Here is an 18876-nt window from a genome sequence, read left to right as displayed (position 1 = left end):
CATCTATTGCCCCCGTATCTTTAAGTGTCCAGATGCCTAAGTTATCTCTTGAACTATTAGTACTAGCGGGCTGAACATCTCGGAAAACCTTGATGCGTACACCCCTAGCCTATCAAACCTGTCTTCTACAGATGTTCTCGTTCCCGAAGGAAACGGCTGTCTATTTTCAGGATGAATTTCGAGCTTAGATGCTTTCAGCTCTTATCTCTTGGCGCGTGGCTGCTCGGCAATGCCTTGTCAGACAACCGATCGACTAGAGGCGCCGACGGCCCGTTCCTCTCGTACTAGAGCCACCTTTCCCTCAGACAGCCAACACATCCAGCAGATAGCAACCAACCTGTCTCACGACGGTCTAAACCCAGCTCATGATCCCCTTTAATGGGCGAACAGCCCCACCCTTGGGTCCTGCTGCAGACCCAGGATGGGAAAAACCGACATCGAGGTAGCAAGCCGCGGGGTCGATATGGGCTCTTGCCCGCGACAACTCTGTTATCCCCGGGGTAGCTTTTTTGTCATCCCTGGCCCCCATCAGTGAGGCACAGGGGTTCGTTAGGCCCGGCTTTCGCCTCTTCGTTGCGTTTTGTTGGCAACAAAGTCAGGCTGGCTTTTGCCCTTACACTCAACAGCGGAGTCCTGACCCGCTTGAGCCAACCTTTGGGCCCTCCTGATGCATTTTTAGGAGGGTACCGCCCCAGCCAAACTGCCCACCTACCGGTGTCCCCTAAAAGGGTAAGGAACATGGTCATGAGAGGGTGGTGTCCCAGGGTCGCCTCCACCTTTCCTGGCGAAAAGGTTTCGATGGCTCCCACCTACACTGTACACTCACAACCATGCCCCAACGACAGGCTGCAGTAAAGCTCCACGGGGTCTTCGCTTCCCACTGGAAGTCTCCGGCCTTTGCGCCGGAATGGTAGGTTCACCGGATTCTAGTCGGGGACAGTGGAGGTCTCGTTACGCCATTCATGCAGGTCGGAACTTGCCCGACAAGGAATTTCGCTACCTTAAGAGGGTTATAGTTACCCCCGCCGTTTACTGGCGCTTCGCCCGGTTGGAACCGGGGTTCACGTACCAGCACTGGGCAGGCGTCGGCCTTAGTACACACCTTTTCAGGCTCGCTAAGACCTATGTTTGTATTAAACAGTCGGACCTCCCTGGTCACTGCGACCAGCGATCCCATATATAAACAAGATCACTGGCACTCCTTCTCCCGAAGTTACGGAGCCAATTTGCCGACTTCCCTCGACTAGATTCATCCGCTACGCCTTAGGATACTCACCTAGGGGCACCAGTGTCGGTTCTGGGTACGGACATCTAAAATCCTTGTTAATTCCCTTTTCACGGGCTCCAGAGATCGGCCGAACCCTCCTAACGGAGAGCTCATCACTCTTTCATCCGGTTCTCGTTATTACAACTCTCCCCGGACTTATAAGCTTGAATGCCCAGACAAGAACACTCAGCCTACCCAGAAGCGTCGGAAACTAACCTAGTGTTGCCACGCGTATTTAGATGGCACAGGAATATTAACCTGTTTCCCTTTCCTCTCAAAGAAGTTAACTCGAGAGTTAGGACCGGCTTACCCACAGCTGACAAACATTGCTGTGGAACCCTTGCCCCTTCGGCGGTGGGGATTCTCACCCCACTTATGCTGTTACTACTACCGGGATCTTCATTTCTACGAGGTCCACTCGACTTCACAGCCGAACTTCTGCCCTCGCAGAACGCCCCCCTACAGGATCACCTTTCGGTGCCCTTGGGTCTCGGCGGCCGATTTAGCCCCGTCCATTTTCGGGGCCCTTGATCTCGACAGGTGAGCTGTTACGCACTCGTTAAAGGATGGCTGCTTCTAAGCCAACCTCCCTGCTGTCTTAGACCAAGGACGCCCTTCGTGTTCACACTTAATCGGCACTTAGGGGCCTTAACCCAAGTCTCGGCTATTCCCGTCTCGGACATACAGCTTACCCGTATGCCCTCACTCGGAGCATGCGACGACGACAAGTTCGGAGTTTGACAAAACAGCGAGGAATTTCTTCCCCTAACCACCTTATCAGTGCTCTACCTTGCCGACTATCTAAACTCCGGCTGACCTGAGAGTCACTTCGGAGGGAACCAGCTATCTCCGGGCTCGATTGGCCTTTCACCCCTAGACCGAGGTCAGAAGAGTGCTTCGAACGGCAACAACTCTGCAGGCCTCCATCCCTCAGTTGAGGGACTTCACCTTGCCCCGGCCTAGATCGCCCGGTTTCGGGTCATATTGCTGTGACTCCGGGCCCTTAAGACCCCGTCCCTCAAGATTTTGCGGACTTGTTGGTTTCCCTACGCCTACGATCGTGAAGATCTTAAGCTCGCCACAACAATATACTCCCCGGCCCGTTTTTCGAAACGGACGACACAACCCTGGCTCTATACTTCGTACAGCCACCTTGCGACGGTTTCCTTCAATATAGTTGCCTTTGGGGCCGTGTCATACCATACCTATCTGGTTTCAGGCTCTTTTCACACCCGATTAAAGGTGCTTTTCAGCTTTCCCTCGCGGTACTAGTACACTATCGGTCTTGGAACGTATTTAGAGTTGGAAGTTGATGCCTCCCAAATTCCCGCGCGATATCCAACGCACGGTACTCAGGGACACTTCAAACCTGAATCGATTACGCTTACGGGACTTTCACCCTCTATAGTGTGACGTTCCAGTCAACTTCAGCTTTTCTCAACAGGCGAAAAGAAGGCCCTATAACACCACATCTCCCCGAAGGGATTCAGTTTGCTCTGATCCGCGTTCAATCGCCTCTAATAACGGAATCTCTATTGATTTCTCTTCCTGCGGGTACTAAGATGCTTCAATCCCCCGCGTTCCCAATCCTTAACGGATTACAAAGTAGGAAGTCCCATTCAGAAATCCCAGGTTCAATGACTGTATGCGTCTCGCCTGGGCTTATCGCAGCTTACCACGTCCTTCATCGGCGTTCCAAGCCAAGCCATTCCCCAGATAGGGTAATAGATAAATCTAGGCATCTGGATAACACCAGATACGGAGGCTTATGCACGACCTTCACTAAAAATCCGGTCCTCGGTCCATAATATCTAATATCATGGACTGCTAATAAAGTGGACCCGGCGGGATTTGAACCCACGGCCTCCGCCTTGCAAGGGCGGCGCTCTCCCAACTGAGCTACGGGCCCATTCATTAAGCCTACAATCTTTTAGTGCCTAGTAGCAACCATTGTTCTTTTTTTAGGAGGTGATCCAGCCGCAGGTTCCCCTACGGCTACCTTGTTACGACTTCACCCCCCTCGCTGAGCCCAAGTTCGACCCTAGCCAAAGGCCAAGGCCTCACTTCAACCCAACTCGGGTGGTGTGACGGGCGGTGTGTGCAAGGAGCAGGGACACATTCACCGCAGTATTATGAACTGCGATTACTACGGATTCCAGCTTCACGTGGGCGAGTTACAGCCCACGATCCGAACTACGACTAGGTTTAGGAGATTTGCGTCCCTTTTCAGGGTTGCGGCCCATTGTCCTAGCCATTGTAGCCCGCGTGTAGCCCAGGAGATTCGGGGCATGCGGACCTATCGTTGCCCGCTCCTTCCTCTGACTTAGCGCCAGCGGTCCCCTATGAGTGCCTTTCTCCCGGAGGAAAAAGTAGCAACATAGGGCACGGGTCTCGCTCGTTACCTGACTTAACAGGACGCCTCGCGGTACGAGCTGACGATGGCCATGCACCACCTCTCAGCGCTTCAGGCAAGGTCGTCAACCTGGCCGTCATCATGCTGTCGCTCCTGGTGAGATGCCCGGCGTTGAATCCAATTAAACCGCAGGCTCCACCCGTTGTGGTGCTCCCCCGCCAATTCCTTTAAGTTTCAGTCTTGCGACCGTACTCCCCAGGCGGCGAACTTAACGGCTTCCCTTCGGCACTAGATAGGCACGGGGCCTACCTAACACCTAGTTCGCAGAGTTTACGGCCAGGACTACCCGGGTATCTAATCCGGTTCGCGCCCCTGGCTTTCGTCCCTCACCGTCGGACCCGTTCCAGACAAGTGCCTTCGCCATAGGTGGTCCTTCAAGGATCAACACATTTCACCGCTACCCCTGAAGTACCCTTGTCCTCTCCCGGTCCCAAGTCCAGCAGTATCCCTGCCAGTCCTGCGGTTAAGCCGCAGGATTTAAACAGGGACTTACTGGACCGGCTACGGACGCTTTAGGCCCAATAAGAGTGGCCACCACTCGGGCCGTCGGTGTTACCGCGGCTGCTGGCACCGAACTTGCCCAGCCCTTATTCCTCAAGCTGTTTACACTTGATAAAAGCCCATGCTGTGCATGAGCACTTGGGATCCCCCCGTCGCACTTTCGTGCATTGCGGAGGTTTCGCGCCTGCTGCGCCCCGTAGGGCCTGGGGCCGTGTCTCAGTCCCCATCTCCGGGCTCCCTCTCTCAAGGCCCGTACCGATCGTAGGCTTGGTGGGCCATTACCCCACCAACTACCTAATCGAGCGCAGTCCAATCCTCAGGCGCATGTGCTTTCGAAAAAGAATCATTCCAGACTGCTTTTTCTATGGGGTATTATCCTCAGTTTCCCAAGGTTATCCCCCACCTGAGGGTATGTTAACCACGTGTTAATGAGCCGTCCGCCATGGCCGAAACCATAGACTCGCATGGCTTAGTCGAATCCCAATAGCAGTGGCCTCCGGCGGGATCAACCGGAATTAGTAGCGTAAAAGGATTTTACGCCACCCTCTCGTGGAGTACGTCATTTTACATTAAAAGAAATGACATTTGGTTGCTATCTAGGTTTCACCTAGATTGTAGGCTTACATCGCACCTGAGTGTTTCAGTCAGGTGTTCACTTCAATTGCATAATATCTCAGTGGTTTGGATAGTGCAATGTTTTTAGGTTTGAAACGATAGTATATATAAAAAATAAATTTGAAGGATTTTAAACCATGCTTTCAAGAGCATCTAGCTGTTCACTCGTTCCAAAAGCATATATATGGTCATTATATTCTAAAGTAACTTCCGGACCTGGATTTACAAGTAAATCATTTTCTTTTTTGATACCAATTATTGTTGCACCACTATTATATCGGATTTGAGATTCAGTTAATGTTTTTCCAATGATTTTTGAATTTTTGTGAATAATTATCTTTCTAATTTCCAAATCTTCGTCATATTCATACTTTGCAATAGACATGAATGTTGAAACGAAGTCCAAAATTCCTGGTTTCATTGCAAGTTCAGCAACCCTAAGTCCACCAATCATATATGGTGAAACAACCTTGTCCGCACCTGCAATTAACAATTTATCCATTGCAACTTGTTCGTCCGCTTTTGAAACCACATATAAATTTGTATTAAGCCTTTTTGAAGATAGGGTAATATATACATTATCAGAATCTGTTGAAACTGTTGAAATAAGTGCTTTTGCGCGGCCTATTTGTGCTTCAATTAAGTATTCGTCGTGTGTAGCATCCCCAACAATGTAATTAAATTCAGGGTTTTTTTCAAATTCTGCCTTTAATATTTCTGAATTGCTATCTATTGCAACATAATCAAGACCGCTTTCTTTTAATCTATCAACTACAACTCTCCCTATTCTACCATAGCCGCAGACAATGTAGTGGTTTTCCAAGGTATCTATCCTTTTTTTCATTTTAACCATCCTATTGTATTTTTTAAAATAACCGCCGATGAATGACTCTGCAAAAGCCCCCAGGGTATAAAGTCCAGTACTTACTCCAAAAATAATAAATAAAATTGTTAAAAATTGCCCTAAATCCGTTGTTGGATAAAAATCCCCATAACCAACTGTTGAAATCGTAGCTACTGAAAAATAAATTGCCTGTAAAAGAGTCCAGCCCTCAATCTGCATAAATATTAAAGAAAATGAGATTATAAGGACAAATAATACCAAAATTCCGATTTTGATTTTTTCTATAGCTTCCATAACATACCCAAACTAATTATAATCCCATATATATCTTATAAAATATATAATTCATTCTAAAGGGGAAAACCATGGAAATTGGATTAATTGACATTAAAGGAACACTACCTTGTTTTGAAAACTTTGGAAATCTCCCAACGAAAATTATTCGGGAAAACAATATTTCTGAGATAAAAGACCTTGAAATGCTGATAATACCCGGGGGAAGTATTGTTGAAAGTGGGTCATTTACTGATGATTTTAAAAAACAGATTTTAGATTTTGATAATTATATTGTTGGAATATGTAGTGGATTTCAGATACTTTCTGAAAAAATCGATATTGGAAGAAAAAGCCCTGTTCCAATAGTAAAAGAAGGACTTGGTCTTTTAAATGTCGAATTCTCACCACTTATTTGTACAGATTTAGTAAAATTTAATTTTGAAAATAATAATTTATTTGGTGAAAAACATCAATTTGGAAACGGTTTTCACTGCCACACATATGGAAATATTGAAATTAACAATAATTCGACTGAAAAATGGACAACTTCAGAAATTGAGAAATTAAACTATAAAATGGTTGGAAAACAGAATATTTTGTCTGGCGTTTTTAAAAATAAAGTATATGGAACAATGGTTCACAATTTACTTGATAATAATTTTGTTGTTGAAAACTTTTTAAAAAATATGAATATTAAAGAAGAAGAAATGGAAGAAATTTTTAAGAAAAATTCGATTTTAAAAGAAAAACTAAAAAACAGGTCCAAAATATCTGAAAATTTTAAAAATGAATCAAATGATAAAAAAGGAATAATTTTACTTGCAACAGGCTCTGAAAGCGGAAAAACTTTTCTTTCAACAAGTATCTGCTCAAAATTAAAAGGAAAAACTTTTTTTTCAAAAATAGGTCCTGATGTAAGAGATATTGTGCCTTCACTTTATCTTTTAAGAGAACCTATGACCAAATTTAGCAGTATTAAAATATCTGATAGAGGCTGGTCTGAACCGTCCGAATTTTTAGAATTTGTTAAAAATTCTGAATATAATAACTACATTATAGAAGGCGTGATGGGTGCATTTACCGGAGCCCTAAATAAGAAAAATTACAGTGGATCGGAAGTTTCGAAAATTTTAGGATTTCCAGTATATATTATATCATCGTGCAGTAAAACCGGAATTGAAGGTTCTTTTGTTGAATGTATGGCATATTACTCATTATTGAAAGAAATGGGTATTAATGTTGCTGGAATTATATTAAACAGAGTTTATAATAAGGAAGTATTTGAAAAAGTTAAAAAAATTGCAGATGATTTAAATATTAATGTAATTGGTGTGAATAAATTAAATGTAAATGTTGATAATAAAAGGGGGCTTATTCCAGAGGTTGAAATCGATTACGAGGAATTTTGTAACGCCACGATGAAACTCGATTTTGAAATAAATATTCCAAAAATTGATATTGGAAATGTTAATGAAGACCATAAATCTTTTGAAGAATATATAAAAATCTGGTCTGAAAAACTAAAAAATTTGAACTAAAACTTGATTTTTAAAATTTTAAAAAAAGAAAATATATTATTTTTTTAAACTTTTATTTCACCGTTATTTATTTTTTTTGCTGTATCATATGCATCATATATACCAAATATCCAAAAAAGCGGATAAGTAATGAAGCCTATTACCACAAATATTAAAAAGATGTTTATAATCTGAACAACGATAAATACAAGCCCTTTTCCAATTTGTCCGTTATATATTTGGCCTAAACCAACGAATAAAAATGACAGAACTGCTGCAACACCAGGATTTTTTTCTGATTTGGGCGCCATTACGCGAACCCCACATTTAGGACATATCTCTGCATTTTTATTTATTTCTTCCCCGCATTCTGAACAGAATTTTGTTTCCATATAAACACCCACTTAAAATAATTAAAAGTCTTTTAAAAGGTTATTTGTATTACTTAATATATTTTTCCCATAATGTAAGCATATACCAAATAAAAGTAAAAATCCACAAATATCGCAATAATTAATCCCAAAATTGGAATTACTGATGCTATAAATATAACAATTGCACCGGTAACAATTACTATTAAATATAATATACAGTAATCTGAAAAATTATCTTTTATTTTTTCAAATATTTCGGAAAACCTAAATGCTGCTCCAAAATCATCGTATGCGATGTAATTTGCATAAGCCATTGGAATAATAAATCCAATAATTAGCGTAACTAAAAATGTAATTAGCCCCACAATACCTAAACCAACGATACCCCCCACAATTGCTTCGTCACTTCCAGTAAACATTGTTAGTATAGATAGACCGCCGAATACAACCCAAATGATTGATGGAATTAACATATATATGAACATGATAATAAATGCAACTAGCCCTTTTACAAATTTACCGCCAAATTCAGACCATTCTGGAAGTTCTTCTTTTGAATCAATTATATTTTTAAGAAGTTCTAGCGCATAGCCAAATGAAATAAAGTTTACTATTGGAATTAAAGATAATACCGCACCAATAACAACTTTTTTGATCCAATTAGGATCGTCCGTCGGGAACTTAAATGCTCTTTCAAAATCCATTGTATCACCCCATACAGTATAATGTTGGATTTTCGAGTATATAATTCTTACTTTTTGTTAAAAATAATTAAAAAAAGTTTTTTAAATATTTAATGCGTTTTTAAGGAATTTTTAATTTTAAATTAGTAATTTTTAACCTTCAAAAAACATTTTGAAAATTATATAATATATGAAAACATAAGTTAAGGGTACCAGTAATATTTGTGGAAAAATATGGATGATAAAAGAATTCAAACTATTCGGCCAAGACTTACAGAATGTCTAAAAACGTTGAATTTTCAAGATATTATCTCTGAAAAAAAGAAAATAGCTATTGATCTAGATAATATCTATAAACACGGCGTCATTGACTTCATTGAGTTTTTAGAAGAACTCCCAAAAGAAGGAATCGAACTCCTTGAAGAGTGCTACAGTGATGCATACTACGCGATAAAAACGGAAAAGCCCGATATTGTAATTACTGTTAAAAATATCCCTGAAGAATTTAATAAATCGGAAAAAAAGCAAATTTACACCATTGAAGATATTAAAAGTAGTACTCTTGGAAAATTAATTGAATTTGAGGGAATTGTTGTTATTGCGACAAAAATAAAATCTGCAATTAAAAAAGCTAGTTATGTTTGTACTGCTTGTGGTGAAAAGAAAATTCAAGATATTGAAAATCCTTTTGAAATGTCTTTTGAACCTTTCTGTCCAAAATGTGCTCAAAATATGGCTTTAATTGAAGATGAATCTGAATATATTGATTTTCAAGAAATTAAAGTACAACAACCACTTGATTCAATGGATGACCCTGAAGAACCTCCAAAGTACATTTCAGTATTTTTAGAACACAGTCCTGGAATATATTGTGGACGTGTAAAAGTTACAGGAATTCCAATAAAAAACCAGAAAAACAAGAAAATTCCGATTTACGACATATATATCAAAGGAATTCATTGTGAAATTGTAGAAGATAAAATCGAAGCGAACTTAACAGAAGAAGATATCAAAAATATCGAAAAAGTTGGTAAAAATCCAAATGTAGTTGATATTTTATCTGACAGAATGATTCCAGAAATTAAGGGTTATGATATTGTTAAAAAAGCAATATTTTTGCAGCAGATTAAAGGTGTTAAAAAGGGAAATAAAAGAGCTGACAGCCACCTGCTTTTAATTACCGATCCAGGTATTGGAAAATCAGTTATGCTTAGAAAAATTGCTGAAATTCCAGGAAATATTTATGGTTCAGTTACTACTGCATCAGGTGTCGGTTTAACTGCCGCAGTTATCCGTGAAAAAACTGAAATTGGCGATGATACATGGGTTATTAAACCTGGTCTATTAGTTAAAGCAAATAAAGGAACTGCATGTATTGATGAGCTTACAGTTAATCGGGACCTTCAAACTTTCGTTTTGGAAGCTATGGAATCTCAAACAATACATATTAATAAAGGTGGTATTAACGCAAAATTACCTTCAGAATGTGCAATTATTGCAGCATGTAACCCAAGATGGGGTAGATTCGATCCAAATGTTTCGATTCCTGAACAGATTAATATTCCTGCACCGATGCTCAGCAGGTTTGATTTAATATTCCCTATAAAAGATGAAGCAGACCGATCGAAAGATAAAGAAATTGCAAAACATATTATCAACGTCCACAGGTCGTATTTAAGTAAAGAAGTTTCGGACAATATGAAACTCGACCATATTATCGTTGATGATGTTTTGATCGACAGAGATTTTGTTATAAAATATATTGAATATGCAAAAACCAAAGCTCCGATAATCTCGGAAAGTGCTGAAAATCTGCTTACTGATTTTTATTTGAATATGAGAAAAGGTGCGGCCCAAATTACTGCAAGACAGCTTGAAGCTGCGATTCGTATTGCAGAAGCCCATTCAAAAGCAAAATTAAAAGATGTTGTGGATGAAGAGGATGCTTCAGAAGCTATTTCGATAATTACAGAATCATTGAAGGAAATTGCATACGATCATGAAACCGGACAGTTTGATATCGATAAGATTTCAGGAGTTGGAAGAAAAGATAGAAATAAAATGATGGGGGTCTATGATTTAATTAAAGCACTTGCCGAGAAGAATGATAACGATCTTGTACTAATGGATGATATTATTGAATCCGGAAAATCAAAAGGAATTGATGAAGAGCAGGTTCAAACTTTGATTAAAAAATTGATTAAAAATGGGGACATTGATGAACCTAAAACTGGAAAATACAGAATAATTTAAAAATTTGTGAAAATTATGGAAATTATTTACAATAAACCAGAGATCTATGCAACAAATGATATTTGGATTCAGCCTGTTAGCAGGAGCTCTGTTTTGGATAGTAATGTTGTTGGAACCTGTAAAATAATCCATAATATTCCTGTTTTAAAGACTCTCGGAAGCCCTTCTTTAAAAAGAACTGTTTTAAATATTTTACATGTTTTAAAAGATAAAATGACTTTTTTTAAAAATAGCTCTGAAATCAAAGGAATGGATAATATTTTTGAATATTTGAACGAAATTTACTTTGATAAATCAGTTAATAATTATTATAGGGCTAAAAAAGCATGGTATCGAGTAATTGGAGATTTATTCGAAGACGTTAATAATTGGAATTTTAAAAAAGTGATGGGTAAATTAATAACTATTTTAAAGGTTTTAAACCCTGTTTTGGTGTTTGATCTTCATGACATTTCTAAATGGAATCATTTGAAAACTTTTCAGAGATTTGTAAGATTCCTAAAATATGAAGGAATTAGTATTGTTTTAAGATGTCCTTTTGAAGCTTATTCGTATTTAAAGAATAATTTTGAAGATTATAAAACAAACAGTATTGCTGCAGTAATTTATTATGCTAAAAAGAAAGGAAATTTGATTTCTGAAAAAGTTTCAAAAGAACTTTTGAAATTGAGTTCTGGCAATTTAAAAGTAATTGATTTAATACTTGCTAATTCAAAACGGGACCTTAAAAATCTAAGAGATTTGAAAGTAAATTCTAAAAGAATACTTCCAGAAGTAGTTCCAAAAAAATACAAAAATATTGTTGAAAAAATAATTCTATTGAAAAAATTCAATATCAAAGAAATATCTGCTATTTTAGAATACAGTCAGTCGACAGTTTATAATTATTTAAATGAACTTGTTGAGATGAATATTATTAAAAAAAGAAGATTGAATAAAAATATTTTGTTTAAATTAAATATTGATAAAAAAACTATTAGGAATATAATTAAATCAAACTTTGAATTTAAAAATATATTTTTTGAAATTAATAATTCAAGTTTAAAAAACTATACAGAAATGTTTAATGGATTTTTGATATTTGGGTAGATTTAATATATCTTTTATATTTATTTAATCATTTTAGAATTGTCTATTTTTGATGTTTTTTAATTAGATTGTTTGGTTTTGTTTTCTGTTTGTTTCAACTTTTTGAGATCTTAATTTTAAAAAAAAATACAATTTATTACTATTTTGTTTTTCGGTGTTTCGAGCATGATGTATATATGGATCGTGTTGAATGAGTTTTTAATTTTAAAATTTTGATTTTGTTTTATTTATTTTACTTTTTTAATCTATATATGTATAATAATAAAATAAAATAATTAAATAAATAATATAATAATAAAAAATACTTTATATTATAAAATATAGTTAAATAACATATTATTTTATTAAATAAATAATTTAAATTTGTTATTTTATTAAATAAACATGATATATCAATATATATTTATAAAAATCCATAAAATTGAGTTAAATATATAAAAAACTAAAATTCTCAAAAATCAATTTCAAAACAAAATCCTGTTATATACACAACATTCGAAAACCCGAAAATAATAACCAAAGATCTAATAAAATAGTTTATTAAAAATTAAAAATATTATCAAAAAACAAAAGTAAATCAAACAATTAAACACGATTTTTAGAAGAAGCTTTTTTCAAGTACAAAACATGTTCACAATTTTCACTCTGGCACGATACGCACCAGTAGTTTTCATCACCTGTTTTAAATATTTCAAAAGAAGTATCATTACCGTTTAAAATAAATGTAGTTCCCCCAAATCCATTGTTTATTTTATTGATCTCATAATTTTTAGTATTTTCAACAGAAAGGGTTGTTTGAAACTCATCTTTTTTAATATTTCCTTTTAAACTCTTTTTTTCTTCAGTTTTTTTGTTTTCATTGGATATTATATTGTATATTTTCAAATAATTTTCAGGATTTATCGAATAATACACTTTATGCCCATTTCTTTCTCTTTTAACGATATTTAATGAAGTACATAATTTTAAAAACCTTGGTGGAAGTCCTTTTGATATTTTTAATTCTTTTGAAAGATCTTCGCAACAACAAGGACCTTTTAAAAGTTTATTTAGTATATTTTTTCTTTCACCGGTACTTACTAATTTTTTTAAAATATTTTCCATACTACCCCTATTTTCAAATAATTAATTATTTTACCTATATTTTATTTATTTACTAATTAAATATTGTTTAAATCCAAATATTCATTTATATTCACAATATTTTATACCATTATATTAATTCATATAATTTATTAATTAGAATATTAATTTTATTACACTATTTTCATTATATCTTGATATTTTAAGCATATTTTTAGTCTAATATTGGTATTTATCATTTTATTTTTAAATTAAATACTAATTAATTCTTTTAATATATATTATTTATTATATTCACAATTTTTTCCAATTTTAAATTTATATTTACAATTAATATTCACAAAAATAGTATATTTTCCATAATTAAAATTAATTTTATAATCATTGTGATATATTTATATAATCTTGTAATTCTATTAAACTAATTTTTAGTTAAAAACAACGGTTTATTTTTAATATATTCTTAAAAAAATATTATATTCACAATTTTTTCCAATTTTAAATTTATATTCACAATATTTTTAATTTTTATAATTTAAACTTTCGGCTTTTCGAAACATATAAAAAAGATAATATATTATATATTTTGGGAAACTTTTCGGACTATTTTCATACTGGAGGGATATGGCCTATGTTAGATCCAATCGAATTTATTCACAATGCATCATCAATATCAAAAAAATCAATGAATCGCTTAAAATTAAAAACGAATCCATTTTCAGAAAAACCGATTCGTGGTAATACTAAATTTTTTGTCGGAAGAACTTCAGAACTTTCTGAAATTGCGGACATTTTAGGTGCAGCACAATATGGTAGTGTTGCAAATGCTGCAATAGTTGGTACAAAAGGTATTGGAAAAAGCTCGATACTAAATATATTGTATTACGCTTCAAAAAGGCACAACCACTGGGTTGTTGAGCTAGAAGCTTCACAAATCACTGCAAGGCAGTTTTTAATACAATTAATGTATGGAATTATTAAAGACAATCTGTTTTCAGTGGATGGAACTCTTTCATCTGACTATATGAAGCACTCACAAAAAATTATTGAGATTTATAAAAGACTCAGTAATTATAGTGATAAAACACCAGTTCACTATCCTCGTGAAAAAATTGAAAGGGATTTGAAATATCTTTTAAACGAAGTAAAGGAAGAAAACAAACTCTGCGTTATATTAATTGACGAAGCAGACCAGTTTGCAAAAAGAAGCTGTCTTGGACTTTTACAGTTTTTCCACTCATTTTTGTATGAAGATGATATTTTAACGTTTTTAGCAGGGCCTCCAACAATGGTTGAAGATCTGACAAAAATATCCCCTGCAATAAGAGATAGAATTCCAAAAATCATAAACATGCCTCCACTTACAAAAGAAGAAGCTTATGATCTTATAAGAAGAAGACTCGAAGATTCTCAAGTAACTGGTGCAAAAGGCTACGAACCATTTTCAGAACAAAGTATTGAGAAAATAATTGAAGAATGTGATGGAATTCCAAGAAGAATTATAATGACTTGTTCTGAAGCAGTTTCTCTTGCTCTTAAAAATGGGGTAAGTGAAATAGATGATGAAATTGCAAAGAATGCAATGAAAAATCTCGGAATAAGTGTCGGACACCAGATCTTAAACCACTTAACACCAGCTCAATCAAAAATAATAAAAGCAATGGCTGAACTTGGTGGAAGTTCTACAGTAACTGAGCTTTCAGGAATTTTGAACAATTCAACGGGAACCATCGGAACGCACCTTTCAGATATTTATGAAATGGGGTATATTTATAAAGAAAGAGATGGATATAATGTGTACTACACTTTATCAAAGGAATTAAAGGATGTTTTGATAACAAAAGAAGATATTTCGTAAATTAATTCAGGTGTTTTTTGATGCAATGCAATGACGTTCAGGCAACAGAACCTGATATCAAGGTTTCATTAACTCGAGTTGGTGTTACAAACCTAAAAAAACTCGTAAAATTAAAAAGAAAAAATAAAAGAGATATTGTTCTCCTTCCAACCTTCGAAGTTTTTGTTGATCTTCCAAGTTCACAAAAAGGGATTCATATGTCAAGAAGCCCCGAAGTAATTGAAGAAGTGGTTGAAAACATACTTTTAGAAAAGGAAATCTATGGTGTTGAAGATTTATCTGTTGAGATAGTTATGAAGCTATTTGAAAAACACGAATATGCAACAAGAGCTGAAATAATGCTTTACAGCGATTATATGATGGAAGAAAAATCTCCTGTAACACAAAAAGACTCTCAAGAGATTGGAAAGATAATTGCAAGAGCATATGGTGTAAAAGACGAAAATGGAAAAATAGCTGTAAAAAAAATGGTTGGTGCAGAGGTAGTTGGAATTACAGCATGCCCATGTGCTCAAAATATGTTAAAAGAAAATGCAGTAGCTAATTTAAAAGAAAAAGGATTTTCAAGTGAAGAAATCGAAAAAATCCTTGATTCAGTTACTATTGCAACACATAATCAAAGAGGAATTGGAACTGTTATGATTGAAGTTCCGAATGGATACGCTGTTGGAATTTCAAAAATAATCAAAATAATCAAAAATTCAATGAGTGGAGAAGTTTACGAGCTTTTGAAAAGAAGTGACGAAGCTTTTGTTGTTGAGGCAGCTCACAAAAATCCAAAATTCGTTGAAGACTGTGCAAGAGAAATGATAAAAAGAGTAGTTGATGTTTTTGATTATCTTCCAGAAGACACACAAGTTCTTGTAAGGCAGGTAAATAAAGAGAGTATACACCGACATGACGCTTTTGCAGAGAGAAATTCTACAATACGGGAATTAAGGGACGAACTTAAAACTTTAACAAATTAATTTCGATTTATTTTTTTAGTGGTTTTATGAAAGCTCTCGTTGTAGGGGTAAATACCCGTCCTGTTGTAAATTCTTTAAAAAAACTAAATTTTGAAGTTTATTCAGTTTCTCACTACAACCCCGTAGATCTAAATGCTGATCACAGGAAATATTTGGTAAATGATAAATTTCACGGACATTTTGTAGATAAATATTCTGAAAAAGAATTATTGGATCTTTCAAAAGAATATGTGGATTTGGTAGATTGTATTTTTATATGTTCTGGAATATTTGAGAGCAAAAATTCAAAAACGCCAAATTGGGACGTTGTAGGAAATTCACCCAAAAGGATTAAAAATATAAGTGACAAATATAAAACCGTAAAGAAATTGGAAAATTTAGGCTTTAACATACCTATCACACATTTGGTAAATAATAAATACCAGTTTGAAAAATGCTTATCGGAGTTAAAGTCTGTAGTTGTAAAACCTATTTTAGGTAGCGGCGGAATCGGTGTAACTAATATAGATTTTCAAAATACGGATAATTTGGATATAAAATATCCTGTACTGGTTCAGGAGTATATTAAATCTGAATCGTACAGTGCTTCATTTATCGGTTCAAATTTTTTATGTTTTAACAAGCAATTGATAAATAACAATATCTATGTAGGAAACATATCCCCCTATGTTCCGAACTTGAAAAACGAAACAATTCAGGATTTTAAGGATTTAATGGATTCGCTGGATCTTTTGGGTATGAATGGGATTGATTTCATGCTAAAGGATGGGTTTCCATATATTCTTGAAGTAAACCCTAGGATTTTGGGAACTTATGAAACAATAGAATTATCTTCAAAATACAATCTTTCAAAAGCAATTCTCGAAAATAAATCTGTAAAGCCAAAAGACTGTTTTTTTAAAAAAATAGTTTTTTCAAACAAAGGTTCATCATATTCCATCGACAAAAATCCTTTAATAAGAGATATTCCTCAAAAAGGAGCTTATGTCGAAGGGGGAGAACCTGTGGCTACAATAATCGGAAGAAACATGGCTGATGTAAGAGAAATGGAGAGCGGTATTTTAAGAGGTGTATGAAACATGAATTTATCAAAAGATGAGATATTTACAATGCTCGAAAACCCACTAATACAACAGGTACTTTTCGAAATAATGGATGAAGATGTTGTTGGTTTTGACGTGTTGTCAGTATTAATCAATACTAATGAAGTAACTGATGATGAAATTTCAAGACAGTTAGACGTAAAATTAAACAACATTAGAAGAATACTTTACAAATTATATGAGGCAAGGCTTGTAGATTACAATAGGGAAAAAGATGAAGAGACAAACTGGTATACATACACATGGAAACCATCCCTCGAAAAAGTTCCTGCATTAGTTGCTAAAAAGATGAAAAACGTACTCAATGGTTTAAAAGAACAGCTTGAAATGGAAGAGACAAACATGTTTTTCTTCTGTTCTGATTGTGAGATTAAATTTACATTTGAAGATGCAATGGACAGTGGATTTAGATGCCCACAATGTGGTGGAATGATGTACGAGTATGATAATAAAAAAGATATTTCACTATTAAAAGAGCAAATTAATTATTTAGAGGACGAATTTACTAAAAATCCTCTCTTTTCTGCATATTAAGGTGCGTTCATGAAAACTGTTTTAATGGACTCAATAGATGACACCATATTATCTGAAAAATTTTCAAATTTTAAAGATTTACAAAAAATACCTCTTTTTAACGAATATTTAACTTTTTTAGCTGAAAATTGCGAAAAAAATGTAGTATTACATAGTATCGCAGTAGCTGATTACGTTCATGAGTTTGGAATTAATTTAATCGAGAAGGGATATGACTTTGACTTAAAAACAGCTGTTTTAGGCGCTATTTTACATGATATTGGGAGAAGTAAAAGTCATAGTATCGATCACGGAATAATTGGTTCTAAAATATTATTAAAAAATAAATTCAATGAAAAATATGCTAAAATTGCTGAAAGACATATTGGTGCAGGAATTTCCAAAAAAGAAGCAAAAAAATTAAATTTGCCCGAAAAAGATTATATTCCAGAAACTTTGGAAGAAAAAGTGATCGCAAATGCAGATAATTTGATTTCAGGATATTTGAGAGTTGACATTGATTTTGTAATTAATAAATTTAAAAAAAGAACTAATTTAGAAGTTGTAAATAAAGTTTATTTATTATATTTAGAAATAAATAATTTAATTAATTAATATTTATTAAGCAAATAACATTCCAGTAAGTCTTAAAACGGCGTAAAATGTGGCAATTGCAAAAGTCATACATATTGAACAAGTAATTATCATCCTATTAATTTTTAAACCAAACAAAGGAACTGCAAAGAAGAGTCCGAATAATCCAGAACCTATCTGAATCGTTTCAATAGCTTTTGAAATCTGCGAAGCTTCAACCGAAGGCATTGTTGGTGCTAATTGTGATATAACGGTTAAATAACCACCTATCAAACCTGCAGTTGCAGGAATCACACCACAAAGAATAATAAGACCAACAGCAAGACCATTTGCAGTTACACTCATAAGCTGGGACTTTAAATTCTGGAGATCTTCAAGTGTTTTAGCAAGTTTTTTCAATGTATCTGCAAGTTCCCCACCATACTTTCTATTTTCAATAATCAACCTTCCAACCTGCCTGAAAATCTTTGAATCAAGTGAATTTGAAACAAGAATCATTGCATCTTCAAAACTCAATTTTCTTTCAGTCATCAAAGTGACTACTTTTGAGAATACGACATCTACTTCAGGAATTCCACTTCTTATAACTTCATTTATCGCTTCAACAACAGAACGTCCAGAATCAAGTGATAAAACCATCACATAAAGGGCTTTTGGTATATTTTTGTCAAATTTATCCATTTTAGATTCATACATTATTGTAGGTAGTGAAAGAACAGAACCTAAATATACGAAAGTCAATATTAATGTGGTTTTTAATGTGAAACCTAAGAATATTTTCAACAAAATCGGCAAAACAGTAATGATTAACAAAATACCTATAAATACCCGTTCATCAAGTTTTCGACCTGTTTTTTTCAGTATTCTCAAATTCCTTATAATCAAAACATGGTAAAAATGATCTAGGTATTTTTTGACATCCATA

Annotated in this window: 13 protein-coding genes, 1 tRNA gene and 2 rRNA genes; 8 read left to right on the top strand and 8 right to left on the bottom strand. The window is 35.1% G+C overall.

The window, feature by feature from the left end:
- Window positions 1-36: 36 nt before the first annotated feature.
- From MMARC5_RS08450 to MMARC5_RS08435, 4 genes are all read right to left on the bottom strand, one after another.
- Window positions 37-3004 (bottom strand): 23S ribosomal RNA (locus MMARC5_RS08450).
- 99 nt (window positions 3005-3103) lie between these two features.
- A tRNA-Ala gene (locus MMARC5_RS08445) sits at window positions 3104-3176 on the bottom strand.
- Between the two features lie 54 nt (window positions 3177-3230).
- Window positions 3231-4697: ribosomal RNA gene (locus tag MMARC5_RS08440) — 16S ribosomal RNA — on the bottom strand.
- Together the 16S and 23S rRNA genes with 1 tRNA gene alongside form the textbook arrangement of a ribosomal RNA operon.
- 229 nt (window positions 4698-4926) lie before the next feature.
- On the bottom strand, window positions 4927-5934 hold the full coding sequence (locus MMARC5_RS08435; protein ID WP_011869398.1) for a potassium channel family protein: 1008 nt from the start codon (window positions 5932-5934) through the stop codon (window positions 4927-4929).
- Between the two features lie 71 nt (window positions 5935-6005).
- Between MMARC5_RS08435 and MMARC5_RS08430 the strand changes: the two genes are divergently transcribed.
- Window positions 6006-7454, top strand: a complete 1449-nt coding sequence (locus tag MMARC5_RS08430) for a cobyrinic acid a,c-diamide synthase (RefSeq protein WP_011869397.1) — start codon at window positions 6006-6008, stop codon at window positions 7452-7454.
- A 44-nt stretch (window positions 7455-7498) separates the two neighbouring features.
- On the opposite strand, the gene MMARC5_RS08425 is transcribed toward MMARC5_RS08430, so the two are convergent.
- Together MMARC5_RS08425 and MMARC5_RS08420 are read right to left on the bottom strand one after the other, a co-directional pair.
- Complete coding sequence (locus tag MMARC5_RS08425) at window positions 7499-7825, bottom strand: zinc ribbon domain-containing protein (protein WP_011869396.1); 327 nt, start codon at window positions 7823-7825, stop codon at window positions 7499-7501.
- Between the two features lie 53 nt (window positions 7826-7878).
- Window positions 7879-8511, bottom strand: a complete 633-nt coding sequence (locus MMARC5_RS08420; protein WP_011869395.1) for a DUF4013 domain-containing protein — start codon at window positions 8509-8511, stop codon at window positions 7879-7881.
- 213 nt (window positions 8512-8724) lie between these two features.
- Between MMARC5_RS08420 and MMARC5_RS08415 the strand changes: the two genes are divergently transcribed.
- Both MMARC5_RS08415 and MMARC5_RS08410 read left to right on the top strand, forming a co-directional pair.
- Window positions 8725-10743, top strand: a complete 2019-nt coding sequence (locus MMARC5_RS08415; protein ID WP_048058531.1) for an ATP-binding protein — start codon at window positions 8725-8727, stop codon at window positions 10741-10743.
- Between the two features lie 15 nt (window positions 10744-10758).
- Window positions 10759-11832, top strand: coding sequence for a helix-turn-helix domain-containing protein (locus MMARC5_RS08410; RefSeq protein WP_011869393.1), 1074 nt, complete (start codon window positions 10759-10761; stop codon window positions 11830-11832).
- 585 nt (window positions 11833-12417) lie between these two features.
- Here the strand turns inward: MMARC5_RS08410 and MMARC5_RS08405 are convergent.
- On the bottom strand, window positions 12418-12936 hold the full coding sequence (locus MMARC5_RS08405; protein ID WP_011869392.1) for a helix-turn-helix domain-containing protein: 519 nt from the start codon (window positions 12934-12936) through the stop codon (window positions 12418-12420).
- Between the two features lie 610 nt (window positions 12937-13546).
- On the opposite strand from MMARC5_RS08405, the gene MMARC5_RS08400 reads away from it, so the two are divergent.
- Genes MMARC5_RS08400 through MMARC5_RS08380 form a run of 5 tightly spaced genes read left to right on the top strand, consistent with a single transcriptional unit; the run spans window position 13547 to window position 17972 of the window.
- The gene (locus tag MMARC5_RS08400) at window positions 13547-14773 is read left to right on the top strand and encodes an AAA family ATPase (RefSeq protein ID WP_011869391.1); all 1227 of its coding nucleotides are present in this window, start codon (window positions 13547-13549) and stop codon (window positions 14771-14773) included.
- Between the two features lie 20 nt (window positions 14774-14793).
- Window positions 14794-15741 carry a GTP cyclohydrolase MptA gene (gene mptA, locus MMARC5_RS08395; protein ID WP_011869390.1) on the top strand — a complete coding sequence of 316 codons (948 nt, stop codon included), beginning with the start codon at window positions 14794-14796 and terminating at the stop codon, window positions 15739-15741.
- A 26-nt stretch (window positions 15742-15767) separates the two neighbouring features.
- Window positions 15768-16817: an ATP-grasp domain-containing protein gene (locus MMARC5_RS08390; protein ID WP_011869389.1), complete on the top strand. Its 1050-nt coding sequence runs from the start codon at window positions 15768-15770 to the stop codon at window positions 16815-16817.
- A gap of 3 nt (window positions 16818-16820) precedes the next feature.
- A complete protein-coding gene (gene tfe / locus MMARC5_RS08385; RefSeq protein ID WP_011869388.1) occupies window positions 16821-17378 on the top strand; it encodes a transcription factor E in 558 nt (185 codons plus the stop codon).
- Window positions 17379-17387: 9 nt separating this feature from the next.
- Window positions 17388-17972, top strand: coding sequence for an HDIG domain-containing metalloprotein (locus tag MMARC5_RS08380; protein WP_011869387.1), 585 nt, complete (start codon window positions 17388-17390; stop codon window positions 17970-17972).
- Between the two features lie 6 nt (window positions 17973-17978).
- Here MMARC5_RS08380 and MMARC5_RS08375 read toward each other — a convergent pair whose 3' ends face one another.
- The gene (locus MMARC5_RS08375) at window positions 17979-18875 is read right to left on the bottom strand and encodes a type II secretion system F family protein (RefSeq protein WP_011869386.1); all 897 of its coding nucleotides are present in this window, start codon (window positions 18873-18875) and stop codon (window positions 17979-17981) included.
- Between the last annotated feature and the right edge of the window lies 1 nt (window position 18876).

The organism is Methanococcus maripaludis C5, from assembly GCF_000016125.1.
GTDB classification, from domain to species: domain Archaea; phylum AGJL01; class Methanococci; order Methanococcales; family Methanococcaceae; genus Methanococcus; species Methanococcus maripaludis_D.
This window is presented reverse-complemented; position numbering and strand designations above follow the sequence as displayed.